Source organism: Hallella multisaccharivorax DSM 17128 (assembly GCF_000218235.1).
Taxonomy (GTDB): domain Bacteria; phylum Bacteroidota; class Bacteroidia; order Bacteroidales; family Bacteroidaceae; genus Prevotella; species Prevotella multisaccharivorax.
In genome coordinates, this window is sequence record NZ_GL945017.1 from 3192270 (window position 1) to 3214426 (window position 22157).

The following is a 22157-nucleotide window of genomic DNA, read 5'->3' on the forward strand; positions in this document are numbered from 1 at the left end:
CAGCCAATTGTTTGTCGAACGTCAGCCTTTATTCTTTAGTTTCCTTATTCTTGCGCGGTAGTTGTAGACAGTATTGATGGAGAGATTGAGCATCTGGGCAATTTTGCTGCCGTCGTCAATGCCGAGACGGACGAGTGCGAAGACCCGAAGAATAGTGTTCAGTTCTCCTTGGGGAGGATTCTGCTGTTGCCCCGGAGAAAGGCCTTGGTTAAACTCGTCGATGAATGTAGGAAAGAGGCTGAGGAAAGTACTGTCGAAGTCTTTATATAGCTCTTTGATGTTCTCAACTTTCTCATCCGTTGACCGTAGCATCTGATGCAAGTCATCGAACTTGCGGTCTCTAAGGAGTTTATTGGTCTGATGTCGGAAGGCTTCCATCTTTTCTATGTAGGTACCACATAGTGCGAAGAAATGCCAGATATAGGTCTCTTTCAGCTTGTTGGCCTCTTTCAGGTGTTCATAGGCTGTCTTTAGCTGCTCATTCTTCCCTCTGATACGTCTGTTTGATTGACGGACATAATAGAAGAGGTAGAGCAAAATGACGGCGGTGATGATGATGGCTATGACAAGCACGGTAAGAAGTTCATTGCGCTGGTACAGGGCATGACTGTAGCTGTCGTTGACAATAGCCATGATTGGCGATATCTGCTGACTGCGCAGGCGTGCAGAGAACTTTCGGGAGCAGTCCCATGAATAGTTGATGTATTGATGTTGCCGTTCTATGGAGAGCTCGTTCCTGAATGTTCCGACAAGTGTCCATAGAGCACCTTGGTCCATGACAGCATGCGTGATGTCGCAGATGGCTGAGCGCAAGAGCCAGTATTCCATCTGCTCTTTATCGTCAATAACTTTGTACACGGTATATCTGAAATAAGCAGCGACAGCGAAGCGGCGGTCGTTGGGAGAGACCCTTTTAAGCCACTCGTCGCTCACCCGTAAGGCTTCTGTGTAGTCGTTTTTGATGGTGAGCGAGATAATTTTGTATTGATAATAGTCATCGGAATGAGGGTCTGCTTCATGAAGCAGACTATCACGATAAGCATTGCCAAGTTCTTGAAAAGGTGCTTGCAGGCTTTTCACTTTTGTGTAGGCTGCCATCTCGAGGTACACATCCTGGGCGGCAAGTAGGTATTTCTCACGGCCCTCCTTCGTAAGGTGAGACAAGTCAACCCGTTTCAGCTCCTGGAGTGCTTCCTCATAGAAACCGACTTTTGAGCACTGCACGGCAAGCATGGATCGGCACAAACTCTCCTCGTCGGAGCGGTGCATTCGCTGCGCCAGGGATATGCAGTGCTCCATAGCAACGATAGCAGAGTCGTTGATGTAAGACTGATACTCATTAAACAGCTTCCGATTTATCTGATACTGTTTTCCTATGTTGTGACTTTTCTCTAGTTCCTTCTTTAGTGAAGAGATTCTCTTTTCCCGATACTGGACGTACACCTTCGATTGTGATATTGCTTGGTCAAGCTGGTGATCAAGCTCTTTGCAATTGGACTGCCTGGTAGTTGAGGCGCATAGAGCCATAACGAGCAAGAAAAGAGATAATGTAGTTTTTATCATCGTTCATATGGTTTTATAAAGCGAAGGTAGTTAAAATTGTAATTATTAACAAATATTCGTACGTAAATTTTTATGTTCTGCTGTTCCCCTATATCTATTCCTATTTATATTTCTGGTACTACTGGATTTAGTGTGAATTAACATGTGTTTCTTTACGAATTCTTCTAAGATGTCTAACTTTATCCCCATGGATAAGACCTCTAAAGAAGTAATATCCCTCACTGTATCTATGCTGCCATTACTGACCATCATATCCCAGAATTCGAGAGACTTGCGCTCAACAAACCCATTGTAACCAGACAAGGGACTACCGAAGATATCGCGCAGGCCTTGATGCTCATAAAGATAGGTCAGACACTTACCAATAAATGGATGAATGCATCATTTATTATGAATTTTGGCAGCTTCAATGTTGTGGTGATGCTTTTTCAGTCGGGGAAATGGGTTAGTTGAATTCACCAATGAAAAAATAGCTTAAAAATGCGAGTACATCTGTAGCAAAATGGGGCAGAACTGCGTCTATATATGTAAATAACCGTTTAATTATTATAACTCATAAAAACAAACATGAAGAGAAAAGCACTTCTTCTTAGTCTGGTGTTTGCCGCCACAGGCGTCATGGCCCAGACCCTTTCGTCAGGCATTGACTTGAACAACCTCGACCGCAGTGTGCGGCCGGGCGACGACTTCTACCACTTTGCCGCAGGAGGCTGGCTCAAAAGCCATCCCCTCGACGCCGAGCACTCTGATAACGGCGCCTTCACCGATCTCTACGAGCTCAACCAGAAGCGCATACAAAACATTATCCTGCAGTATGCCGGCAGCCCGCAAAAACAGGGATCGCTCGAACAGAAGATAGGGTCTCTCTATAACCTGATGATGGACAGCACACGCCTGAACCGTGAGGGTTGGACTCCCATCAAGCCTACGCTGAAGAAGATTGCGGACATCAGAAACAAGAAAGAGTATCAGTTAGTGACGGCCGCACTCGACCGCAACGGCGAGAACACGATGATGTTCGGCATAGGCATTGGGGCTGACTTGCGCAATGCCGACTGGAATATCGTAAGCCTTAGCCAGGGCGGGCTGGGTCTCGGCACCCGCGACTATTATCTTTCTGACGACGCACAGAACAAGCACGTGTTGGAAGCCTACAAGGCCTACCTCAAAAAGCTCTTCATGATGACGGGTAGCGATGAGGCCACGGCCGAGAAGAAGATGCAGGCCGTGCTCGCCATCGAGACGCGCATAGCCCGTGTCAGCTACGACCGCGTGAAGCTGCGCGACATTGACGCCAACTACCACAAGCTGTCGTACACGCAGTTAGTGACCGACTATCCGGGCATTGACTGGGGCAACGTATTCCTCAAGAGTGGATTCCCTGCCTTCGACGACGTGGTAGTGGGGCAGCCCGAACCCATTCATGAGGTAGAGAAGATTCTGGAAGAAACCTCTCTCGATGATCTCAAGACGTATGCCGAGGCCCGCGTCATCAGCGGTGCCAGCAGCCAGTTGAGCGACGACTTCCGCGCCGAGGCGTTCAAATTCAGCTCCGTCCTCAGCGGCACCAAGCAGGACCGGCCGCGCTGGAAACGCGCCGTAAGCCTGGTAAGTGGGACCTTAGGCGAAGCCATCGGTAAGCTGTACGTAGAGAAATACTTCCCAGAGAGTTCAAAGAAGCGTATGCTCGAGCTGGTACACAACCTGCAGACAGCGCTGGGCCAGCGCATTGACGAGGCCACATGGATGGGTGCCGAGACCAAGGCTCAGGCCAAGGACAAGCTGTCGAACTTCATCATCAAGATAGGCTACCCCGACAAGTGGAAGGACTATAGCGGCCTCCAGGTGAACGACAGCCTTTCGCTGTATGCCAACTTGCAGAATATAGCCCGCTGGGAGACCGACGACGTCATAGCCCGACGGGCCAATAAACGGGTGGACAAGACGGAGTGGGGCATGACGCCGCAAACCATCAACGCCTACTATAACCCCACCACGAACGAGATATGTTTCCCTGCCGCCATACTGCAGCCGCCTTTCTTTGACCCCACAGCCGACGACGCGGCTAACTACGGCGCCATAGGCGGCGTCATTGGACACGAAATGAGCCACGGCTTCGACGACCAGGGCTCGCAGTTTGACAAAACCGGCAACCAGCGCAACTGGTGGACGGCAGCCGACAAACGCAACTTCGATGCACGTACGAAAGTGCTGGCCGACAACTTCTCGGCCTTCGAAGTGCTGCCTGGCGTAAAGGTGAACGGCAAACAGACCTTAGGCGAGAACATCGGCGACAACGGCGGCCTGAACATTGCCCTGCGTGCCCTCGAGAACGCCATGAAGCAGAATCCCCTCGGCGTGAAGGACGGCTTCACCCCCGAACAGCGCTTCTTCCTGGCATGGGGCCGCGTGTGGGCCTCAAACATGGCACCCGAATACGTGAAGTATCTGCTCACCGTGGACGTCCACTCTCCCAATATGGCTCGCGTCAACGGTGCTCTACCGCAGATTGACGCCTGGTACAAGGCCTTTAGCGTAAAGAAGGGCGACAAGCTCTTCTTGCCGAAGAATAAGCGTGCCCACATCTGGTAAATTGCTTGCCGTCTTCACACGTTTACGGCGTAAAGCGTAAAGACAAACCCTTTACGCCGTAAAGGCAGTGCCTCTACGCCGTAGACAAAAGGAGAACACAGGCCAACTCTGTATTCACTATCATGACGGGTTACGGCATGCGGACGGCTATCTTTCCGGTTGCTCAACGATTATCCCTGACTCCTTAGTATTGCATAAAACATGAAGAAAATTTTAGCTCTCCTGCTTGGCTTGTTGGGTCTTGCAAGCAACGCCAGCGCACAGTCAGATAGCATCAAGACTGTTGATGCCACGCAATTTGAAGAAATCATCAGGTCGGACTCCGTTGTACTTGTAGATGTCCGCACAGCTGAAGAATATGCCAATGGTCATATTGACAATGCCCTCAATATCGATGTACTAAAGCCTGACTTTGAGTGTAAGGCGGTAACCTTATCCAAGAGCAAGAACATTGCTGTCTATTGCCGTTCGGGTAAGCGCAGTCTCAAGGCTGCCGCCATGTTGGCAAAAAGTGGCTACCACGTCATCAACCTCCGTGGTGGATGGATTGAATGGCAGGAATATAAGAAGTAATTCATCAATAGGTCTAAAAATGGAAGTTTGCTACTATAGAAAGGTCGTGGTTGTGATAGCTCTCGTTGACAGAAGAATATTTCTTTATAACGTCCAATAGGCCAATATGTCCCTGAACACCAAGCCTCCAATGTCTGCCCAACTGATAATACACGCCAGGCTGCAGTCCCAAGTCAAATAGCCTATAAACATCTTTATCATTCAATGCGTCTCCTGGATCTGCATCATTATAATGGGTAGCATTAGAGGTAAGAAAGGAGAACACTGGGCCCAACTCAACAACAAGCCCGCTCTTACGTGGGTTGTTCATCAGATGATATTGTACGAGAACGGGGACATCGATGTATGAACAATCGTACGCATCAACTCCTGGGTCCGTGTCACCAATCTGGAAACGCGCCCGATATCCGATACCCGGCATAATGGACCAATGGCCTGACACATGACAATTCAAGCCATAGCCCATCCGGAAAGCGTAAGAACCATCATCAAAAGGTGTCGAGGTCACTCCACCTAAGCCTATATACAGGTTATGTTCAAAATGTTTCTTTTGTGCATGACTTGTAGCGGAGAATCCTATTAATGCTAATAACAGGACTATCGCATGTAATATTTTAATATTGGTGTAATTTATCATACTATCTATCTTGTTTTCATTATCCGCTACTCATTGTTGTCTTTGGGCACGACGATTGCCAGGATGATATATACGATGACACCACAGAAAGCCGTGCCGAAGGTAAGCACTACATAGATCAGCCGCACCAAGTCGGCATTCAGATCGAAGAAGTCGGCTAAACCACCACACACTCCTGCGATCCATCTGTTTTTCGTTGACCTCAACAGTTTCTTGTCTTTATCCATAAGCTCTGAATATAATAATTATTTCAATTTCTCAAGCAGCTCTTCTTCCGAACCGCATACTCCATCGAACAGACGGTACATCAGTTCGGGCTCTCCAAGATGCTCCACCATGACGAAGACTCGCTTTCCGGCACCCTTCATCCATCCTGCCTCTGTATGAGCCGAACGACCACAGGGGAGGAGAAGTACACAGGTGTCTGCCCACTTCAACGCATCTATGTCACGTTGAAAGCCACGCTCAGCCACAGGATGCTGTAAACCTTTCTGATATTGCTTTACATCCCATTGCTGCCAGTCCTTATCAACCAGACTCCAATGAAAGCCGACGCTTCCACAAAAGCCATTGATATTGTGGTCGTTATACGAGGCATGTTCAAAGTCGTAGACCTCATGCCCTGCATCTCTCAGAATGCGAACTATTCTTTGCTGATCCTTATTGCGCCAGCTGCTTGCAAGATAAATCTTACTCATGCCCCAAAATTACGAAATAAATTTGATATATGCGTGCAATTCCTGTAAAATGTGCATGACTGACCGGAGACACTTTCGTGGGCATGTCATTGCATGGTCAGCCTTTAGCCACGCGATGACCACGCCTTGGTCATTGCATGACCACGCCTTGGTCACACCCTGACCAAAGTGTGGTCACGTTTCCTGTCAACAATACTGGCACTGTTGCACCTTGGTCAAGCACCAACTCTTTAGTCACATATCCAATGGATTGGGGAACTTCCTTTAACGGTGTCTCCGTCTTTGTCATATCCGAGTATTTATCTATGTTTTCACTATTTCGGCTGCAACGTGATAGCTTCCCTTAATTTGAGACAATACCTAAAGATAGGTAAAGTCGATGTAGCAATGATATCTTAGAGCGCATATAGAAACAAATAAGGATTGGTATCTTTGCACACATAAGAACAATACCAGGCAGGCTGGCGGCAAATGAAGCAAGTCACGGTATAAAAGAATTAGGCTTCCCCCTTTCAAGGAAGCCTTAAAGATAACCCCGACTTATTGGAAAGAACAGGGTTATAATTCAAACTTATAGCCAACGGTAAACAGCAGAGTACGATTACAGGAGGTGGAGCTGAAGTTATTGTTGGATCCCGCATCGCCATCCTTACGCAAATCAGTTACTCCGATATTGTATCTCAGATCGGCAACGACATTCTTGTATTCATAGCTTACACCAACAGGAACAGACAATGAGAATGTCTTGATTCCAGCATCCTCGCTGCCAGATACTGACACCGACTGACCCTGATAGCTGATGGAAACGTCACCACTTGTCTTTTTACTAACAGCAAATTCAGGTTGCAGGCCAGCTTTTACAGCGAGGCCTTTCCATACATATACATTAGCAAGGATTGGCACTGTAATGCTGTTCAGATGAATCTTCAGGTCCTCATTAATTGCTATCTTTACTTTATCATCTGTGGTATTTACGAAGCCTTTTGTGTCGTAGCTTGCACCCTGTTGGGTGTAGAAGGCTCCGAAGGAAAGACCGAAAAGGTCAGAGAACTGATACTGTGCCTCTGCACCCACAGTAAATCCAAACTTGATTTTGCTTTTGTTGAATCCCACAGCGCCTATCTTTGGTAAATCAGTATCCGATTCAGGAACAAGAGTCGATTCGCCGGCAGATAATTGATGAACAACAGCATAGGCGACACTAACTGGCATTTTACCTGAGAAGTTACTTACTGTGACACCTGCCTTCGGCGTGATGGAGAATGTACCGGCCTTCTGCTGAGCGCATACACTTGAAGCAACCATCAACAAGGCCACTGAACACATTAACTGTTTCTTCATTGGTTTGATATTATATATGTGAATATTATATGAGTCCTATATTTGTTGCTGTAAAAGAAATGAAGCGCTGCAGGAATTAGGAGCTCATCAGGGAAATAATCTTTAACTATAATACTAAATATAAAAATACAGTCTGAATAGAGAAAGAGCGGGATACGGGAATCGAACCCGCCTCCCAGGCTTGGGAAGCCCGTACACTACCGATGTGCTAATCCCGCACAGAGCCGATACCCGGACTCGAACCGGGGACCCACGCATTACGAATGCGTTGCTCTACCAACTGAGCCATATCGGCGTTTGCGTGTGCAAAGGTAAACCTTTTTTTTATTCCTGCAAAGGGTAAGCTTGTTTTTTTTTGAAAAAAGGCAGTCACCATGGCTGCCTTGACATTTCAATTGGCTTTCCCATTGATAAAATCTTCTGATAGAATAACATCAATAGGATCGATTCTGATCATTTACTATACTTTTTGATCAGTTTCTCAGCACGGTTGTCACCCAATTCCTTAGCTTTTGTCAATGCCTCAAGGCCTTTGTCATTCTTTTTCATTTCGCAGAGAGCCATACCCTTGATAATATAAAGATCGCTCATTGTCTCCGTGCCTTTGATGTTAAAAGCCAAGTCACATGTTTTGACAGCTTCCTCCAATTTATTGACTCTCAGTTGAAGGCTTGCCAGTTCCGCATAATAGAGCGGTTCTGTGCGCGATAGATAAATAGCATGAGCAATATCGTTAAGAGCAAGCTGATATTGACGGATCTTCATCTCGCATTGGTATTTCGTATAATAAAAATCAGCCGTTGCATTGTTGTTCATCAGTGAGTCGTAGCGCAAATAGTCAGAGAAAGCCTTGCGGTAATTGCCATCCGCATCGTATTGTCTACCTCTTGCATATACATAGGGAGCCGATGCTGGGCCAGGCTGTACGTTCACAGCAGTATCGAGCAGCTCCATGATTTCTGTTTTTGGTGCCTTAAGATGGCTCTTACATTGTGCTGCCTCATAGTAAATCTCGCCGGTCTTTCCTAAGTCGGTCTTCTGCAGGGACGCCAGCATGTTCAGCGCTTCTTGGTATTTGGCCTGTGCAAACAATATTTGTGCTTGTTGGTGCCGATAAGTTGGAAGCGGATTCAGTTTGTAGGCTTCTCCTGCCAATTCATAAGCTTTGTTCCAATTCCATTTCGTGAATGTCGTATCAATGCGATAGGCACAAGCATTATAAACCAAAGCGGCATAATTGCTGTAGGCCACATCTTTATTTGAAGAACGTTTTACCTCCGTTTGCAGCATCTCATCAGCAGCAGCCAATCTACGATGATTGACAAATTGTAAGGCTTTGGCGTTATACCCGTCCGTGGAATTTGGGAAAGACCGGATATAGTCTTCTATATATTCACTATAGCGAATGCTGTCAGTGAGGCTTGCCGCTAAGACGAGCATGAGCGAAGCCTCTTTCTCATCGTCAGGAAGAGCAGTACGGATACCCGTAGCACGCAAGGTCTGATCGTTGAATGAAAGTCCGAAGCGCTTGAATGTCGTTGTCAGTCGAGCGTCAGCTGAGAATGCCTCTCCACCTTCCTCAGGTCGCTGTACGATGCCTATGAGTTTTCCTTCATTGTTGATCACGGCGCAGCCTAACATGGAGCCAGATACATCTTCATCCTTGAAGACATAGTAATTGTAATTGGTCATGAACTTCTCTGTTCTTACCGGTACTACGTTCATGATTTCAGGCTTCTTTAAATCATATCCGATGAGATAGACGGAAGTAGATGGCGTATTGTCCACGGTAGTAGGAAGTTGAGATGCCACGTTATTGTAATCTTTTATACGAAATCGGCAGAGATCATAATTCTCCGAGACACCCAACATGGCATCAACAGAATATTGTCTTCCTTTGACGTCGATGATTACGGCGCGGGCCGCATCCTTGAAAGGATGCCACATGGCAATAGCTTCGCCTGCCATGCCTGTGAAGACGCCATGAGTTGAAGCATGTATGGTGCCGTCAGCATTGTAAGTTGTCAAGGTAAATACACTTTGAGAGGCTTTCTTTACGGCTGCCGGCTGTGCACTCGCAAATAGGGGTACACCAACAATCATTAACCATAATAAGGAGAATATCTTTTCTTTCATTTTTATCTTAAATGATTTATTATCAAACGCTTATTCTGTTCATCAATTCATTTACGGCCTGCATTTTCCAATAATTCTCTTGCGTTGTCAATGGCAGCCTGTGAGATATTGCTTCCACTGAGCATTTGTGCAATTTCCGTGATCCGTTCATCAGATGAGAGTTTGTGCATGTGGCTGATGGTCCCCTCGACGGTTTCTTCCTTGCTGACTTTATAATGTGTAGTTCCCATAGCAGCAATTTGCGGCAAATGGGTAATAGAGATGACCTGTCGATTGTGGTCGCCCATCTCACGCATGATCTGTGCCATTTTCTCTGCCACACGTCCACTGACACCGGTGTCTATCTCATCAAAGATAATGGTTGGAAGTTTAACGGCACCGCTAATCATGGCTTTGAGCGAGAGCATGACACGGGCTATCTCACCACCTGAGGCCACTTGAGCAACCGGTTGCAGAGAAGTGCTGCTGTTGGCACTAAACAGGAACTGGACGCGGTCAATGCCTGTGGGCATCAGTTCGCCCTGTCTAAAATCGACAGCAAACCTTACTTTGGGTATGCCTAAAGGCACGAGGCGTTGCTTCATTTCTTCCTCCACCTTAACAGCAGCTGTTTTTCGAGTCTCACTGAGGCGTCTTGCAACTTCCATGCAAGCTGAATGTGCCTTCTCGCTCTCCGTCTTAAGTCTTTCCAGCTCTTCTTCTCCACCATCAATATTGTCGAGCTCAGCCTTTATTTTATCCCTTTCTACAATGAGCTCTTCTGTTGAAGAGACATGGAATTTCTGCTCCAAAGAATAGAGAAGGTCAAGCCTCTCGTTTATGGTCAGCAGCTCTTGAGGGTCGAAATCTACATTTTCCAAATGGTCATCTATCTCCTGTGAAATATCTTTTAGCTCAATATAAGTGGAGTCAAGACGTTCAGCGATAGCCTTAGCATCGGAGAGAACTCCTTCAATGTCGTGCAAGTTCTCGGCAGCTCTGCGCGTCAGCGTCATACCGCCGTTGTCCTCTCCAGCAAGCGCTGCGGAGGCATTGTAGAGTGCCGTCTTTATTTCTTCGGTGTGGCTCATGGTCTGTGCACGTTGCTCCAGTTCCTGCTCTTCGCCATTCGTAAGCTTAGCTTTGTCCAATTCAGCAAACTGAAAACGCAGGAAATCTTCATTCTCTTTGCCTTTCTGACAGGCCAGCTTAAAGTCGGTAAAGGCTTTTTTCGCATTCTGCCATTCATTGTATCTCTTGCGGTAGTCGGTGATGAGATTCTGATCACCGGCGAGTATATCCACGACACTGAGTTGAAAGTCCTCCTTCTGCAATAGCAAATTCTGATGTTGGCTGTGGATGTCAATGAGATGGTCTCCGAGCTCCCGCAGGGTATTCAGTGCTACAGGTGTATCATTGATGAAAGCGCGGCTCTTCCCAGTAATGCTGACTTCTCGCCGGAGAATGCAATCAGAAGGATCATTATCAATCTCGTTATCCTTGAAGAAGTCATCCATGGGGTAGTGTGACAAGTCGAAATGAGCTTCGATGACACATTTCTTCCGCCCATTTTTAATTTGCTTTGTATCGGCGCGCTGCCCTAAAAGCAATTGTAATGCGCCTAAGATAATGCTTTTTCCGGCTCCCGTCTCACCCGTAATGACCGAGAAGCCAGGATTGAATGGAATGTCCAACTCATCAATGAGCGTGAAATCCTTGATATATAATTGTTTTAACATCTCGTCATTGCTTTATTCTCTCCCATGCATTATTCTGAGAGGCATTGATGGAAAAGAGGATATCATATACTGACTCTTTCTCTTTGGGAGTGCCTTTCCCCTGGTAGATATTGGCAATTTCGTCGCGCTTATAGTCAGTCCAAATCTGAGGAAGCATGCTCTGCGGCCTGTTATCGTGACTTTTTTTCAAGTCGTTTGCTATGGCTTTGGTAATCTCTGCCCTTCCTCGGTCAGCGTTGGAGGTCATCTGGTCAAGTCCTTTGCGGTAATAATCGTATTGTAGTTGCCGGAAAGGCTGCATGGCCCCATCAAGGTAGTCGTTGATGACAGCAAATCGATTACGATCGTCGTCAAACGATTTCCATCCTGTAAACTCGAGATTCTGGGTGTTGTTCACTAAATTCATGCAACGTTCGAGTACGTCTCCACCTCCCATCGGGGAAAAACTGTCGAGATCTATGCCGATGATAAGATACGCATAGTAAGCAAAGAGTGCCGTAAGCTGGTTGTCAACGGTGGTCTCATTAAACTCTAATTGGTCAAATTGCCGGAAAATGAAGTTGAAGTCATTGTCCGTATTATTATATAATGTCGTTGTGTAGGAGGCGTTGAAGACCGGTCTGTTGGCCTGAATGAGCGCTTTGCAAGTGAACATTCCTGTAGCCTGGTCGTATTTGGTCACAGTAATATTGAAACTGCACGATATGCGTTCATTCTTTCTGAACTGCAGGCTGGTCCACTGCCTGTCGTTGACAAACTGTGTAAGTGTTTGCTGCAAATTATCGAAGACAGCAACATCCGCGCCACTGATCTGGTTGTGGTTGATCGTGATCTTTGCAGAGAGCTCTTGTCCCTGCACGGTGCATGCCGTCACGACAGCGATCAGCAGCATGAGCGTCCTACGCATTCATGTTGAGTTTAGCCTCACGCAAACGAATACGTGTCAGTACCTGCTTGGTGTTGAGAGGGAAATCAGCGGCTAACATCCAGCTGTAATAACCGGGGTCACGATGCAGTACTTCGGTGACATCACTTCCACGATACTTGCCAAAGTTGAAGACTTCATGCCGCTGCGGCTTGCCGTTTTTATCAAGAACAGGCTTATCGTCCTTGTCTTTTACATTCTCCCAAACCATTCGTCCGGCAAAGTCCACGTTATCGGTCATGCGTGATTCATCGGCCAGTGCATCCATATCGTTTGGCAACGCCTGCGACGGTTCCTCCACAGTATCAGGATTGTAGCGGTCGAGCTCACCCATAAGCACACGGTAGGTGGCCTCTGCATCTTGATCGGCACGGTGGGCACGGAAGTCGTCCTCCATTTTGTGTCCGGTATAGAACTTGTAAGCAGCTGCCAAATTGCGTGGCTCCCGTTTATGGAAAATGTTTTGTGCGTCAATGAGTCGGCATCTGGAGAAATCGAAATCCACACCGGCTCTGAGAAACTCTTCGGCAAGCATGGGCACATCAAAGCGATCGCTGTTAAAGCCCGCGAAATCGCAACCGGTGAACTCATCGGCCAGCTGCTTGGCCAACTGCTTGAAGGTAGGAGCATCTTTCACCATTTCCTCCGATATGCCGGTGAGTTGCTGCACGAACGCAGGGATGGGTCTTCCCGGGTTGATAAAGAGGCTCTTGCGCACTTCCTCACCATCCTTGTCGCCCGGACGTACCTTGACATAAGAAATCTGAATGATACGGTCATTGATCATATCAAGCCCTGTGGTCTCCAGATCGAAGACCACCAATGGCTTCGTAAGGTTTAGTCGCATGGTCTACTCTCCTAAAAGCAATGGCATGATGAGCATTAGGATGTCCTCGTTGCTGGGTTGCTCAGTAGGCAGGATGATACCCGCACGACTGGGGTCACCCAACAACATTTTGATCTCATCGGTAGTGATGCTGTTGAGAATTTCTGAGAAGAAGTCGCCACGGAAGCCGATCTCTAAAGGCTGGCCATTGTATTGGCACACAATGCTCTCCTTGGCACTGGTGGCGAAGTCAAGATCCTCTGACGAGAGTTGAAGACCACCGTTGTCGATGTGGAATCTAATGAGCTGTGAGCTCATGCTGGCAAAGGGCAGCACCCTTCGTATCGCACTGAGCAAAGCCTTACGGTCGATGGTCAGCTCGTTAGGATTGTCTGTAGGGATAGCGGCATTGTAGTTGGGGAAGACACCCTCAATGAGGGTGCATGTCAGCTGACCATTGGGGAAATAGAATTCAGCGGCATTGCTGTTGAACTTAATGGTGACATCATCCTCGCTTTTGTCGAGCACGGAGCGCAACAGCGTCGCCGGTTTCTTCGGCAAAATGAAAGAAGCATGCTCCTCACTCTTCACACCCATATAGCGACAACGTACAAGCTTGTGGCCGTCAGAAGCCACGAAAGCCAGACAGTCAGGCAGCAAGTCAAAATAGATACCGTTCATGACTGGGCGAATCTCGTTGTTGTCGGTGGCGAAGATGGTACGGTTGATGTTTTCGCAGAGCACCTTAGAGTTGAGCGTCAATGTGCGTGCGTCGTTATCCATTGGGGCTTTTTGTGGATATTCTTCCGCATTTTGCGCCGTGAAGTTGTATCGACCGTTTTGATATTCAACGGCTACCTCAAAAGTATCTGGGTTGACCTCAAACGTCAGAGGCTGCTCCGGCAACTCCCTGACAGCATCGAGAATGGTCCGGTTGGGTATGGCAAACTCTCCGTTGGCATCACACTCGTCGAGGGCAAGCGTAGTCTTCATGACGTTTTCGCTGTCTGAAGCCGTCACGTCCATCTGCCCATCGTGAACCTGAAAGAGAAAGCTTTCGAGGATAGCAAGCGAGTTCTTGCTGCTGATGACCTTAGCAAGGGTCTGCAAACGGCTGTTGAGAGCCGTACTGGAAAGTGTAAATCTCATTGTATCTTTAGTTTATTATTATTGTTGGCTATTAATTCAATACCCGTTTGATTCTTTTCATTTTACAAAGATACATATAATTTACTTATTTCATGGAAATGGCTTCATGTTTTTTTTGTTTTTTCATTTTTTAAATGGAAAATGCTTTGTTAGAAGCAAGAATTTGCCTAATTTCGCACATTAAACAATGCAAAACAATAAAAAACACATCTGAAATGGCATTACAAGGAATAGAAGTTGAGGGAGTTATCATCAAAGAATATCCTGCAAAAGAAGGCGTATCCCAGCGTTCAGGCAATGCATGGAAGTCTCAGGAATTTGTTATCCAGACAAAGGATCAGTATCCGCGCGCCTGTGTCTTCCGCGTGTTCGGCGCTGATCGCATTCAGCAGTTTAATATTCATCAGGGCGACACAGTTCATGTTTGGCTTGACATCAACGCCCGCTCGTGGCAGGATCGTTATTTTACCGACATCAACTGCTACCAGTGTGACCATATCGATCCCAATGCCGTGAATACGGGCGTGCAGCCCGCACAACCAGACAGCCAGTTGGGTGGCGCCCCTGCTGGTAACGCAGCACCAGCATCAGCTCCAGCCCCTTCCGCTGATCCTTTAGGTGGTGGCGACAACACGGATGACCTGCCCTTCTAAGGATGATAAACGGTCACAAATGAAACGCCTTTCCCATTACAGTGTAAAGGGAAGGCGTCTACGGTGTAATGGCGATGCGATTCAATAAGAATCGCATCGCCATTACGGTGTAAACGCAATGGCTGAAAATACGTTATGATTTACCCCAACAACTTCGAGATTAAGATAGGTTTCAACGAAATCAAGGACAAATTATCCTCTCTTTGCCTGTCCACATTGGGTAAGAGCCTTGTGTCCACAATGGCATTTAGCCAAGATGCGGAGCAAGTGAATGTCTGGATGGAAGAGCTTCGTGAAATGCGAAGAATAGGAGAGGAGAGTGACGAGTTTCCATTAACCAATTTCTTCGACGTGCGTGAGAGCCTTAAACGTGTGCGGCTGCAGAACACGTGGATTGAGGCGAGTGAGCTCTTTGACCTGCGCCGGTCGCTCAAGACCATCGAAGACCTTGTCAGGTTTCTCTATCAAGGTGAGGAGCTGCCCAATCAGGAAGGCGATGACAGCGACGTGGTGATGCGCAAATGGGATTATCCTGCATTGCATGACCTTGCCGATGGTGTCGCTACATTTCCCATCATCATCCAGCAGATTGACCAGATCATCGACAAGTTCGGGCATATACGCGACAGCGCCTCGCCGGCTCTGCTCGACATCCGCAAAGAGATGGCACGCACAGCGGGCTCGGTGTCGAGAATTCTCAACAGTATTCTCCATTCCGCTCAGAGTGAAGGAATTGTAGACAAAGACGCAGCACCGGCCATGCGTGACGGTCGTCTTGTTATCCCCGTGGCACCAGGTCTAAAGCGAAAAATATCAGGTATCGTGCATGATGAAAGTGCCACTGGCCACACGGTTTATATTGAGCCTACCGAAGTAGTGGAGGCAAACAATAAGATCCGTGAGTTGGAAGGGGAAGAGCGTAAAGAAATCATCCGTATTCTCATGAAGATGGCGGAGCGCATCAGACCACATGTGAGAGAGATGCTCGATTCCTATGATTTTCTGGCGCAGATTGACTTCATTCAAGCTAAAGCGCGGTTGGCCAAAGACATGGATGCTTTTGAACCAGCGGTGAAAAGCTCACCTTATATCGACTGGATCCGTGCGAGGCATCCCTTACTGGAAGTTCACCTCAAAGGTGGAATGGTGCCGCTCGACATCATGCTTACTCCCGAGAAGCACATCCTTGTCATCTCGGGCCCTAACGCAGGAGGTAAGTCCGTGTGCCTTAAGACAACCGGTCTGCTGCAGTATATGCTGCAGTGCGGACTGAGCATCCCCGTTGACGGAAAGAGCCGATGCGGAATCTTTGATGACATAATGATTGATATCGGCGACGAGCAGAGCTTGGAGAATGACCTATCCACCTATTCCTCTCATCTGTTGAACATGAAAAATATGATGCGGCAGGCCTCTGACCGAACGCTCATCCTCATTGATGAGTTCGGCACCGGCACTGAGCCGCAGATTGGAGGAGCCATTGCCGAGAGCGTTCTCAGACAGTTCTGCAGCCGTAGGGCCTGGGCCGTCATTACGACTCACTACCAGAATCTCAAGCATTTTGCCGACTCGCACGACGGCGTGGTCAACGGTGCCATGCTCTATGATCGCCATGAGATGCGCCCGCTTTTCCAATTAGCTATCGGCAGGCCGGGGAGTTCCTTCGCCATTGAAATAGCACGCAAGATAGGATTGCCCGAACAGGTCATTCGTGAGGCATCAGAGATTGTAGGCTCTGATTACATTCAGAGCGACAAATATCTTCAGGATATCGTACGCGATAAACGCTACTGGGAGCAAAAACGGCAGACAGTACATCAGAAAGAAAAGGAGTTACAGGAGCGTATCGACCATTATGAGAAGAGCATCACCGATGTAGAGGCGGAGCGAAAGACTGTGCTCGCCAAGGCGAAGCAGGAGGCTGAGGAACTGCTCAGTGAGAGCAACAAGCGCATTGAGAATGCCATTCGTGAAATCCGTGAGCAACAAGCAGCTAAGGAGGAGACACGAAAGATCAGAGCCGAGCTTGACGCCTTCAAGCAAGAAGTGGGTGATGGCAATTGGAAAGGAGCGTCCCAGCAAAAGAATAGCTCTGGCTTTATCTCTGACGATGACTTCCAGAAGAAGGTAGAGCAGCTGAAAGCGCGGAAACAGCGCCATGAGGAGAGAATGAAGAGAAAAAAGAGTGACGAGGAAAAGGCTGCTTCCGCTTTGCGCAATGCCCCACTGAAAACGGCTGTTGCTTCGAGACAAATCATTGTAGGCGACTGCGTCCGCCTGAGAGGATTGCGCTCGCAGGGCACGGTGGAGCAGTTGTCAGGTAAGACCGCATTGGTACTCATTGGCGACATGCGCACCAAGGTGCCTCTCTCACGGCTTGAGCTGGTGACAGCTGACCACAATCCTGACAGTAATGCGGCCCAGCCCAAAAGCAAGATGGACAGCATCAAAGAGGGATTGCAGGGATATCACGTGTCAGCAGTTACGCAGTCAACCATCGATGACCATCGTAAGGATTTCCATCCGGATCTCGACATCCGCGGTATGCGAGGCGATGAGGCTTTGCAGGCTGTGCGCTATTTTATTGACGATGCAGTATTGATGGGCGTCCAGCGGGTTCGCATCCTACATGGAAAGGGCAACGGAATACTGCGGTCACTCATCAGGCAGTATCTCTCCGCAGAGCCAACGGTGACAAACTTTCATGATGAGGATGTGCGTTTTGGTGGCTCAGGCATCACTGTTGTCGATTTCTGACTGTCCAGAAGCGATAGCAGCAGGATTTCTGTCTCTGGTTGATACCTTTCAAATATATGTTCAACCAGTCACCCCACATCTCCTTAGGGGAAAAAAGGAGAAATATCTTTTTCGCGTTTTTGTTGAGCAAGTCTTGAAAAATGCGTAATTTTGCAAGTAATAAGTTATCAAGTTGTAAGAGATGAAGAGGCTACAAGATATTGTCAAAGAGAAAGTATTGATTCTGGATGGGGCATTAGGTACTGTCATCCAAGGGCTTGGACTGACTGAGGCCGACTTCCGCGGCGAACGATTCAAAGACATTGAAGGGCAGACTAAAGGCAACAACGATATGCTTAATTTGACGCGACCGGACGTCATTCTTGGTATTCACCGCCGTTATCTCCAAGCGGGTGCCGACATCATCGAGACCAATACTTTTTCTTCACAACGCATCTCACAGGCTGATTATCATCTTGAAGGTTCTGCACGCGACATGGCTTTAGCAGGCGCACGCCTTGCGCGTCAGGCGACCGATACGTTTACTACGGAGGCCTGGCCACGCTTCGTAGCGGGTTCAGTAGGACCTACGAACAAAACATTGTCACTATCGGCCGATGTCACTGATCCCGCTTCTCGTGAGCTTACCTATGATGAGCTGTGGGCAGCCTATTCGGAACAGATCGACGGACTTGTTGAAGGAGGTGTGGATGCCATCCTAATAGAGACTATTTTCGATTCGCTTAATGCTAAGTGCGCCATCGATGCCGCCCTGCAGGTAATGCGTGAACGAGGCGTGGAGCTGCCCATCATGGTGAGCATTTCAGTGAGTGACCTTGCTGGCCGCACGCTGAGCGGACAGACGCTCGACGCGTTTTTGGGAAGCATCAGTTCGTATCCCATCTTCTCTGTGGGTCTCAATTGCTCATTTGGTGCACGCGAGATGCGCCCGTTTCTTGAAGACTTGGCACGCAAGGCTTCATACTACATTTCAGCTTATCCTAATGCCGGCATGCCGAATGCCATGGGACAATACGATGAGACAGCAGAGAGCATGTCGCCGCTTATTAGGGAATGGATGGAAGATCGTCTGGTGAATATCATAGGTGGCTGTTGCGGTACTGACGAGACTTTCATTCATCAGTATTTTCTCCTCTCTCAGGGGATGAAGCCACACAAGCCTCAGCCCAAACCTACAACGCTATGGCTCTCCGGCCTTGAGCTTCTCGACATCAACTCTGACGTGAGATTCGTTAACGTGGGTGAACGCTGCAATGTCGCGGGGAGCAGAAAGTTCCTGCGTCTCATTAAAGAGAAAAACTACGATGAGGCTCTTTCCATTGCACGCAAGCAAGTTGAGGACGGAGCACTTGTCATTGATGTCAATATGGATGACGCGCTGCTTGATGCACGTAAGGAGATGGTAAACTTCCTCAACCTCATTGCTTCGGAGCCGGACATATCCCGAGTGCCAGTAATGATAGACTCGTCGAAATGGGAGGTGGTTACTGCCGGCTTGAAGTGTCTGCAAGGCAAATGCATTGTCAATTCTATTTCGCTTAAAGAGGGAGAAGAGGTGTTTCTATCCCATGCACGTGATGTTATGCGCTTTGGCTCTGCCGTCGTCGTCATGTGCTTCGACGAACAGGGGCAGGCTACGACTTATGAGCGGAGAATTGAGATCGCGGAGAGAGCATATAGGCTCTTAACGGAAAAGGTTGGCATGAACCCGCTTGACATCATCTTTGACCCGAATATTCTCTCTATCGCCACTGGCATTGAAGAGCATGACAGCTACGCAGTAGAGTTTATCCGTGCTACGAAATGGATACGGACTCATCTTAAAGGGGCGCATGTAAGTGGCGGTGTGAGCAATTTGAGTTTCTCTTTCCGTGGCAACAACTATATCCGCGAGTCAATGCATGCTGTTTTCCTCTATTATGCAATCAAGGCTGGAATGGACTTTGGCATTGTTAATCCGTCAACGAGAATTACCTATTCGGACATTCCAGAGAACGACTTGAAGATCATTGAGGATGCCATACTCAACCGTTATTCGGGTGCAGCTGAGAAACTAACAGAGCTGGCTGAACATATCTTGGCGGAAAAAGAAGCTCAGAAAGCTGCCAACAATGGTGTGTCTCCCAAGGCCTCAATCGCTGACGAATGGAGAACAGAATCCCTTCATGATCGCCTTGTATATGCACTCAGAAAAGGCATTGGCGACTATTTGCAGGAGGATCTGAATGAGGCTCTCAACCAGTTTCCACACGCTGTAGATATTATAGAGGGCCCATTGATGGATGGCATGAACATCGTCGGCAAACTTTTTGGTGATGGGAAGATGTTTTTGCCCCAGGTTGTCAAAACCGCACGCACGATGAAGCAGGCTGTGGCCATACTACAACCTTATATCGAAGCAGAGAGGACTGGCGCCGCCTCTACAGCAGGGTGCGTGGTTATGGCAACTGTGAAAGGCGATGTGCATGATATAGGAAAGAATATTGTTGGTGTGGTGATGGGATGCAATAACTATGAAGTCATAGACTTGGGCGTAATGGTGCCTGCAGATCAAATTGTAAAGAAGGCTATCAGTGAGCATGCAGACGTTGTGGGACTGAGTGGTTTGATTACTCCATCGCTTGATGAAATGGTCAACACTGTACGGGAGATGGGGAAAGCAGGACTCAGGATACCGGTGCTAATTGGTGGCGCCACGACCTCCGAGCTTCATACAGCATTGAAAATAGCTCCAGCCTATGAGGGACCGGTTGTTTGGCAGAAGGATGCCTCGCAAAGTGCTGTTATCCTTGCCAAGTTGATGAACGACAAAGAGCGGCAGCCTTTTCTGGATACACTTTATGAACGGTATGCCAAGCTCAGAGATGGGTATCATCAGGAGCAAGTAAAGCTCAATTCGCTTGATGAGGCAAGAAAGAACAGGCTCAACTTGTTTCAGAATTAATTGTTTAAGGCGACCCCTTCAGGTCGCCTTAAACAGTGTTTATTGTATCAATTGCTTATAATAGATCCTATTGAAAGTCTGCCGTAATAATACTTTGTCAGCAATGACTGCGCGAACCTTTTGAAGATTTTTCTCATTGGGAGATCCATTGATCCACAAATGGATATAGCCTTTGTCACTGTATTTCTCTTCCATATGCTTGTCGAAGCGCATCCATTGTTGCTCTTCACCATAGTCAGGATAATGCTCAAGTCCATATTCGACAGCTCGAGTAAAGACAATCTCTGGATCCAGATCTCGGTCGGCTTCGGCTACGATTTTGCCATAAATTGATCTTGGCATATGTGAAGAAGATGCGCGGTGATCTTCCACAGCCTCTTTCATGATTGTGAGTTGTTCGGAAGAGAACCATTTCTTCAACCGCGCGTCAGCAGCAAGAATCTTTCCCCCTGTGATATGGTGGATTGCCCTCGGCCCTGCCATTCCAAGATCATGATAGGCGGCGATGACATAAGCCATGTTGACATCGGCTCCAAGCATGACAGCAAGTTCGAGTGAGTTTCTGATCACACGCTGTACATGAGCAAGTCCATGTGAACGCCCGAAGGCATTATAACGTGGCAAAATATTTTGCTCAACAAAATTCATTATCTCGAGGTTGACATTCATAGGTGTTAGAAAGAGGAGAGAACAATTGCAATGACGGTCATCAATCCGTAGATGAACATATCGCGTGCAGTCATTTCAAGTACTTTATTCAATGCTCTACCTTCCCATATCTCTTTGAGTCTGGAGTAGCTTTGCAAGTGCTTGTAGGCATAGAAAAGAAAAGGAAACATGCAGATGACGGCAATTTGTGGATGGCGTACATCAAACATGATAGCAATCATAGTCAAAGCAGCCCCAAGCGAACCGACGAACTGATAGAGTTGTGCTCCTCTCTGTTCACCAAGTCTGACTATCAAGGTCATCTTCCCATCTCTTTTATCATTGCGCCTGTCTCTGAAATTATTGATACACAGTAAGGTATCAATAACGAGTCCACAACCAATGGAAATCGTAACAACGCATACGGGAATCGTTTTCAGATGGTCGGGCATGATGACATAATAGGTGAAACAAACAGGTACAATCCCAAAGAAGACCAACACAAGAATGTCACCTAAGCCCCGATATGAAAAAAAAGTGGTGTAAAGAAAGGCAAACAGGACACAGAAGGCTCCTACGATAATCATCTCCCAACCGCCAAACCAAATAAGGGGCAGACCGACGATACAAGCTAAGAGTGAGACCAGCAATAATCCCTTTTTCATTGCAGAGGGTGTAATCCAACCCTCTGCACAGGCCCGTTTGGGTCCAAGGCGTGTGGCAGGATCATCATTGCCATGGATGAAGTCAAAATAGTCGTTGATCAGATTCGAATCTATTTGCATGAAGAAGGCGAAGAGAAAGCATAGTACAGCAGGTAATGCCTGGAAATCCTGCCAACCAGTTTCCTTCATTGCCAGAGCAACACCAATCATTACAGGCACGGCTGCACCCATGAGCGTCTTGGGGCGTGCGGCAAGCACCCACGCCGTAAGCGAATTGGTTTTTATATGTTCATTCTCACTCATTGTCCTAAGTCTTCAATCGACTATACCAA

19 protein-coding genes and 2 tRNA genes are annotated in these 22157 nt (G+C 47.7%); 6 read left to right on the top strand and 15 right to left on the bottom strand.

The window, feature by feature from the left end; genetic code table 11:
* Positions 1-21: 21 nt before the first annotated feature.
* Positions 22-1563 (bottom strand): DUF6377 domain-containing protein, encoded by a 1542-nt coding sequence (locus PREMU_RS13450; RefSeq protein ID WP_007576129.1) that lies wholly within the window; start codon positions 1561-1563, stop codon positions 22-24.
* A gap of 368 nt (positions 1564-1931) precedes the next feature.
* On the opposite strand from PREMU_RS13450, the gene PREMU_RS16030 reads away from it, so the two are divergent.
* From PREMU_RS16030 to PREMU_RS13460, 3 genes are all read left to right on the top strand, one after another.
* Positions 1932-2012, top strand: a complete 81-nt coding sequence (locus PREMU_RS16030) for a DUF6578 domain-containing protein (RefSeq protein WP_373313179.1) — start codon at positions 1932-1934, stop codon at positions 2010-2012.
* A 118-nt stretch (positions 2013-2130) separates the two neighbouring features.
* Positions 2131-4155, top strand: coding sequence for a M13 family metallopeptidase (locus tag PREMU_RS13455; RefSeq protein WP_007576130.1), 2025 nt, complete (start codon positions 2131-2133; stop codon positions 4153-4155).
* Positions 4156-4356: 201 nt separating this feature from the next.
* On the top strand, positions 4357-4728 hold the full coding sequence (locus PREMU_RS13460) for a rhodanese-like domain-containing protein (RefSeq protein WP_007576132.1): 372 nt from the start codon (positions 4357-4359) through the stop codon (positions 4726-4728).
* A gap of 13 nt (positions 4729-4741) precedes the next feature.
* On the opposite strand, the gene PREMU_RS13465 is transcribed toward PREMU_RS13460, so the two are convergent.
* The 12 genes from PREMU_RS13465 to dnaN form a co-directional block, all read right to left on the bottom strand.
* Positions 4742-5365, bottom strand: coding sequence for a porin family protein (locus PREMU_RS13465; protein WP_007576134.1), 624 nt, complete (start codon positions 5363-5365; stop codon positions 4742-4744).
* A 26-nt stretch (positions 5366-5391) separates the two neighbouring features.
* Positions 5392-5592, bottom strand: coding sequence for a PspC domain-containing protein (locus PREMU_RS13470; protein ID WP_007576136.1), 201 nt, complete (start codon positions 5590-5592; stop codon positions 5392-5394).
* Between the two features lie 18 nt (positions 5593-5610).
* The gene (locus tag PREMU_RS13475; protein ID WP_007576138.1) at positions 5611-6063 is read right to left on the bottom strand and encodes a hypothetical protein; all 453 of its coding nucleotides are present in this window, start codon (positions 6061-6063) and stop codon (positions 5611-5613) included.
* Between the two features lie 130 nt (positions 6064-6193).
* Positions 6194-6352 carry a hypothetical protein gene (locus tag PREMU_RS15180; protein WP_156804031.1) on the bottom strand — a complete coding sequence of 53 codons (159 nt, stop codon included), beginning with the start codon at positions 6350-6352 and terminating at the stop codon, positions 6194-6196.
* A gap of 269 nt (positions 6353-6621) precedes the next feature.
* On the bottom strand, positions 6622-7404 hold the full coding sequence (locus PREMU_RS13480) for a porin family protein (protein ID WP_007576140.1): 783 nt from the start codon (positions 7402-7404) through the stop codon (positions 6622-6624).
* A 147-nt stretch (positions 7405-7551) separates the two neighbouring features.
* Positions 7552-7622 (bottom strand) — tRNA-Gly (locus tag PREMU_RS13485).
* 4 nt (positions 7623-7626) lie between these two features.
* Positions 7627-7699 (bottom strand) — tRNA-Thr (locus PREMU_RS13490).
* Positions 7700-7857: 158 nt separating this feature from the next.
* Positions 7858-9540: a tetratricopeptide repeat protein gene (locus PREMU_RS13495; protein WP_007576142.1), complete on the bottom strand. Its 1683-nt coding sequence runs from the start codon at positions 9538-9540 to the stop codon at positions 7858-7860.
* 47 nt (positions 9541-9587) lie between these two features.
* On the bottom strand, positions 9588-11258 hold the full coding sequence (recN, locus tag PREMU_RS13500; RefSeq protein WP_007576144.1) for a DNA repair protein RecN: 1671 nt from the start codon (positions 11256-11258) through the stop codon (positions 9588-9590).
* A 4-nt stretch (positions 11259-11262) separates the two neighbouring features.
* Positions 11263-12165: a type IX secretion system protein PorD gene (gene porD, locus PREMU_RS13505; protein WP_007576145.1), complete on the bottom strand. Its 903-nt coding sequence runs from the start codon at positions 12163-12165 to the stop codon at positions 11263-11265.
* Positions 12158-13030, bottom strand: a complete 873-nt coding sequence (locus PREMU_RS13510) for a 3'-5' exonuclease (protein WP_007576147.1) — start codon at positions 13028-13030, stop codon at positions 12158-12160. The genes porD and PREMU_RS13510 overlap by 8 nt, the downstream gene beginning before the upstream one ends.
* A 3-nt stretch (positions 13031-13033) precedes the next feature.
* Positions 13034-14158, bottom strand: coding sequence for a DNA polymerase III subunit beta (gene dnaN, locus PREMU_RS13515; protein WP_007576149.1), 1125 nt, complete (start codon positions 14156-14158; stop codon positions 13034-13036).
* Between the two features lie 215 nt (positions 14159-14373).
* On the opposite strand from dnaN, the gene PREMU_RS13520 reads away from it, so the two are divergent.
* From PREMU_RS13520 to metH, 3 genes are all read left to right on the top strand, one after another.
* On the top strand, positions 14374-14811 hold the full coding sequence (locus tag PREMU_RS13520; RefSeq protein ID WP_007576151.1) for a DUF3127 domain-containing protein: 438 nt from the start codon (positions 14374-14376) through the stop codon (positions 14809-14811).
* Between the two features lie 135 nt (positions 14812-14946).
* Positions 14947-17568, top strand: a complete 2622-nt coding sequence (locus PREMU_RS13525; RefSeq protein ID WP_007576153.1) for an endonuclease MutS2 — start codon at positions 14947-14949, stop codon at positions 17566-17568.
* A gap of 181 nt (positions 17569-17749) precedes the next feature.
* A complete protein-coding gene (metH, locus tag PREMU_RS13530; protein ID WP_007576155.1) occupies positions 17750-20512 on the top strand; it encodes a methionine synthase in 2763 nt (920 codons plus the stop codon).
* Between the two features lie 39 nt (positions 20513-20551).
* Here the strand turns inward: metH and PREMU_RS13535 are convergent, their stop codons facing one another.
* Both PREMU_RS13535 and menA read right to left on the bottom strand, forming a co-directional pair.
* Positions 20552-21181 (bottom strand): HD domain-containing protein, encoded by a 630-nt coding sequence (locus PREMU_RS13535; protein WP_007576157.1) that lies wholly within the window; start codon positions 21179-21181, stop codon positions 20552-20554.
* A gap of 5 nt (positions 21182-21186) precedes the next feature.
* Positions 21187-22128: a 1,4-dihydroxy-2-naphthoate octaprenyltransferase gene (gene menA, locus PREMU_RS13540; RefSeq protein ID WP_007576158.1), complete on the bottom strand. Its 942-nt coding sequence runs from the start codon at positions 22126-22128 to the stop codon at positions 21187-21189.
* Positions 22129-22157 lie beyond the last annotated feature (29 nt).

Excerpts from the sequence above, each read along its gene's own strand:
- PREMU_RS16030 (WP_373313179.1), top strand. The coding sequence starts at position 1,932 with ATGGATGAATGCATCATTTATTATGAATTTTGGCAGCTTCAATGTTGT.
- PREMU_RS13510 (WP_007576147.1), bottom strand. The coding sequence starts at position 13,030 with ATGCGACTAAACCTTACGAAGCCATTGGTGGTCTTCGATCTGGAGACC.
- PREMU_RS13475 (WP_007576138.1), bottom strand. The coding sequence starts at position 6,063 with ATGAGTAAGATTTATCTTGCAAGCAGCTGGCGCAATAAGGATCAGCAA.
- PREMU_RS13535 (WP_007576157.1), bottom strand. The coding sequence starts at position 21,181 with ATGAATGTCAACCTCGAGATAATGAATTTTGTTGAGCAAAATATTTTG.
- PREMU_RS15180 (WP_156804031.1), bottom strand. The coding sequence starts at position 6,352 with ATGACAAAGACGGAGACACCGTTAAAGGAAGTTCCCCAATCCATTGGA.
- menA (WP_007576158.1), bottom strand. The coding sequence starts at position 22,128 with ATGAGTGAGAATGAACATATAAAAACCAATTCGCTTACGGCGTGGGTG.
- PREMU_RS13465 (WP_007576134.1), bottom strand. The coding sequence starts at position 5,365 with ATGATAAATTACACCAATATTAAAATATTACATGCGATAGTCCTGTTA.
- porD (WP_007576145.1), bottom strand. The coding sequence starts at position 12,165 with ATGCGTAGGACGCTCATGCTGCTGATCGCTGTCGTGACGGCATGCACC.
- PREMU_RS13470 (WP_007576136.1), bottom strand. The coding sequence starts at position 5,592 with ATGGATAAAGACAAGAAACTGTTGAGGTCAACGAAAAACAGATGGATC.
- PREMU_RS13525 (WP_007576153.1), top strand. The coding sequence starts at position 14,947 with ATGATTTACCCCAACAACTTCGAGATTAAGATAGGTTTCAACGAAATC.
- PREMU_RS13480 (WP_007576140.1), bottom strand. The coding sequence starts at position 7,404 with ATGAAGAAACAGTTAATGTGTTCAGTGGCCTTGTTGATGGTTGCTTCA.
- PREMU_RS13455 (WP_007576130.1), top strand. The coding sequence starts at position 2,131 with ATGAAGAGAAAAGCACTTCTTCTTAGTCTGGTGTTTGCCGCCACAGGC.
- PREMU_RS13520 (WP_007576151.1), top strand. The coding sequence starts at position 14,374 with ATGGCATTACAAGGAATAGAAGTTGAGGGAGTTATCATCAAAGAATAT.
- PREMU_RS13495 (WP_007576142.1), bottom strand. The coding sequence starts at position 9,540 with ATGAAAGAAAAGATATTCTCCTTATTATGGTTAATGATTGTTGGTGTA.
- PREMU_RS13450 (WP_007576129.1), bottom strand. The coding sequence starts at position 1,563 with ATGATAAAAACTACATTATCTCTTTTCTTGCTCGTTATGGCTCTATGC.
- metH (WP_007576155.1), top strand. The coding sequence starts at position 17,750 with ATGAAGAGGCTACAAGATATTGTCAAAGAGAAAGTATTGATTCTGGAT.
- dnaN (WP_007576149.1), bottom strand. The coding sequence starts at position 14,158 with ATGAGATTTACACTTTCCAGTACGGCTCTCAACAGCCGTTTGCAGACC.
- recN (WP_007576144.1), bottom strand. The coding sequence starts at position 11,258 with ATGTTAAAACAATTATATATCAAGGATTTCACGCTCATTGATGAGTTG.
- PREMU_RS13460 (WP_007576132.1), top strand. The coding sequence starts at position 4,357 with ATGAAGAAAATTTTAGCTCTCCTGCTTGGCTTGTTGGGTCTTGCAAGC.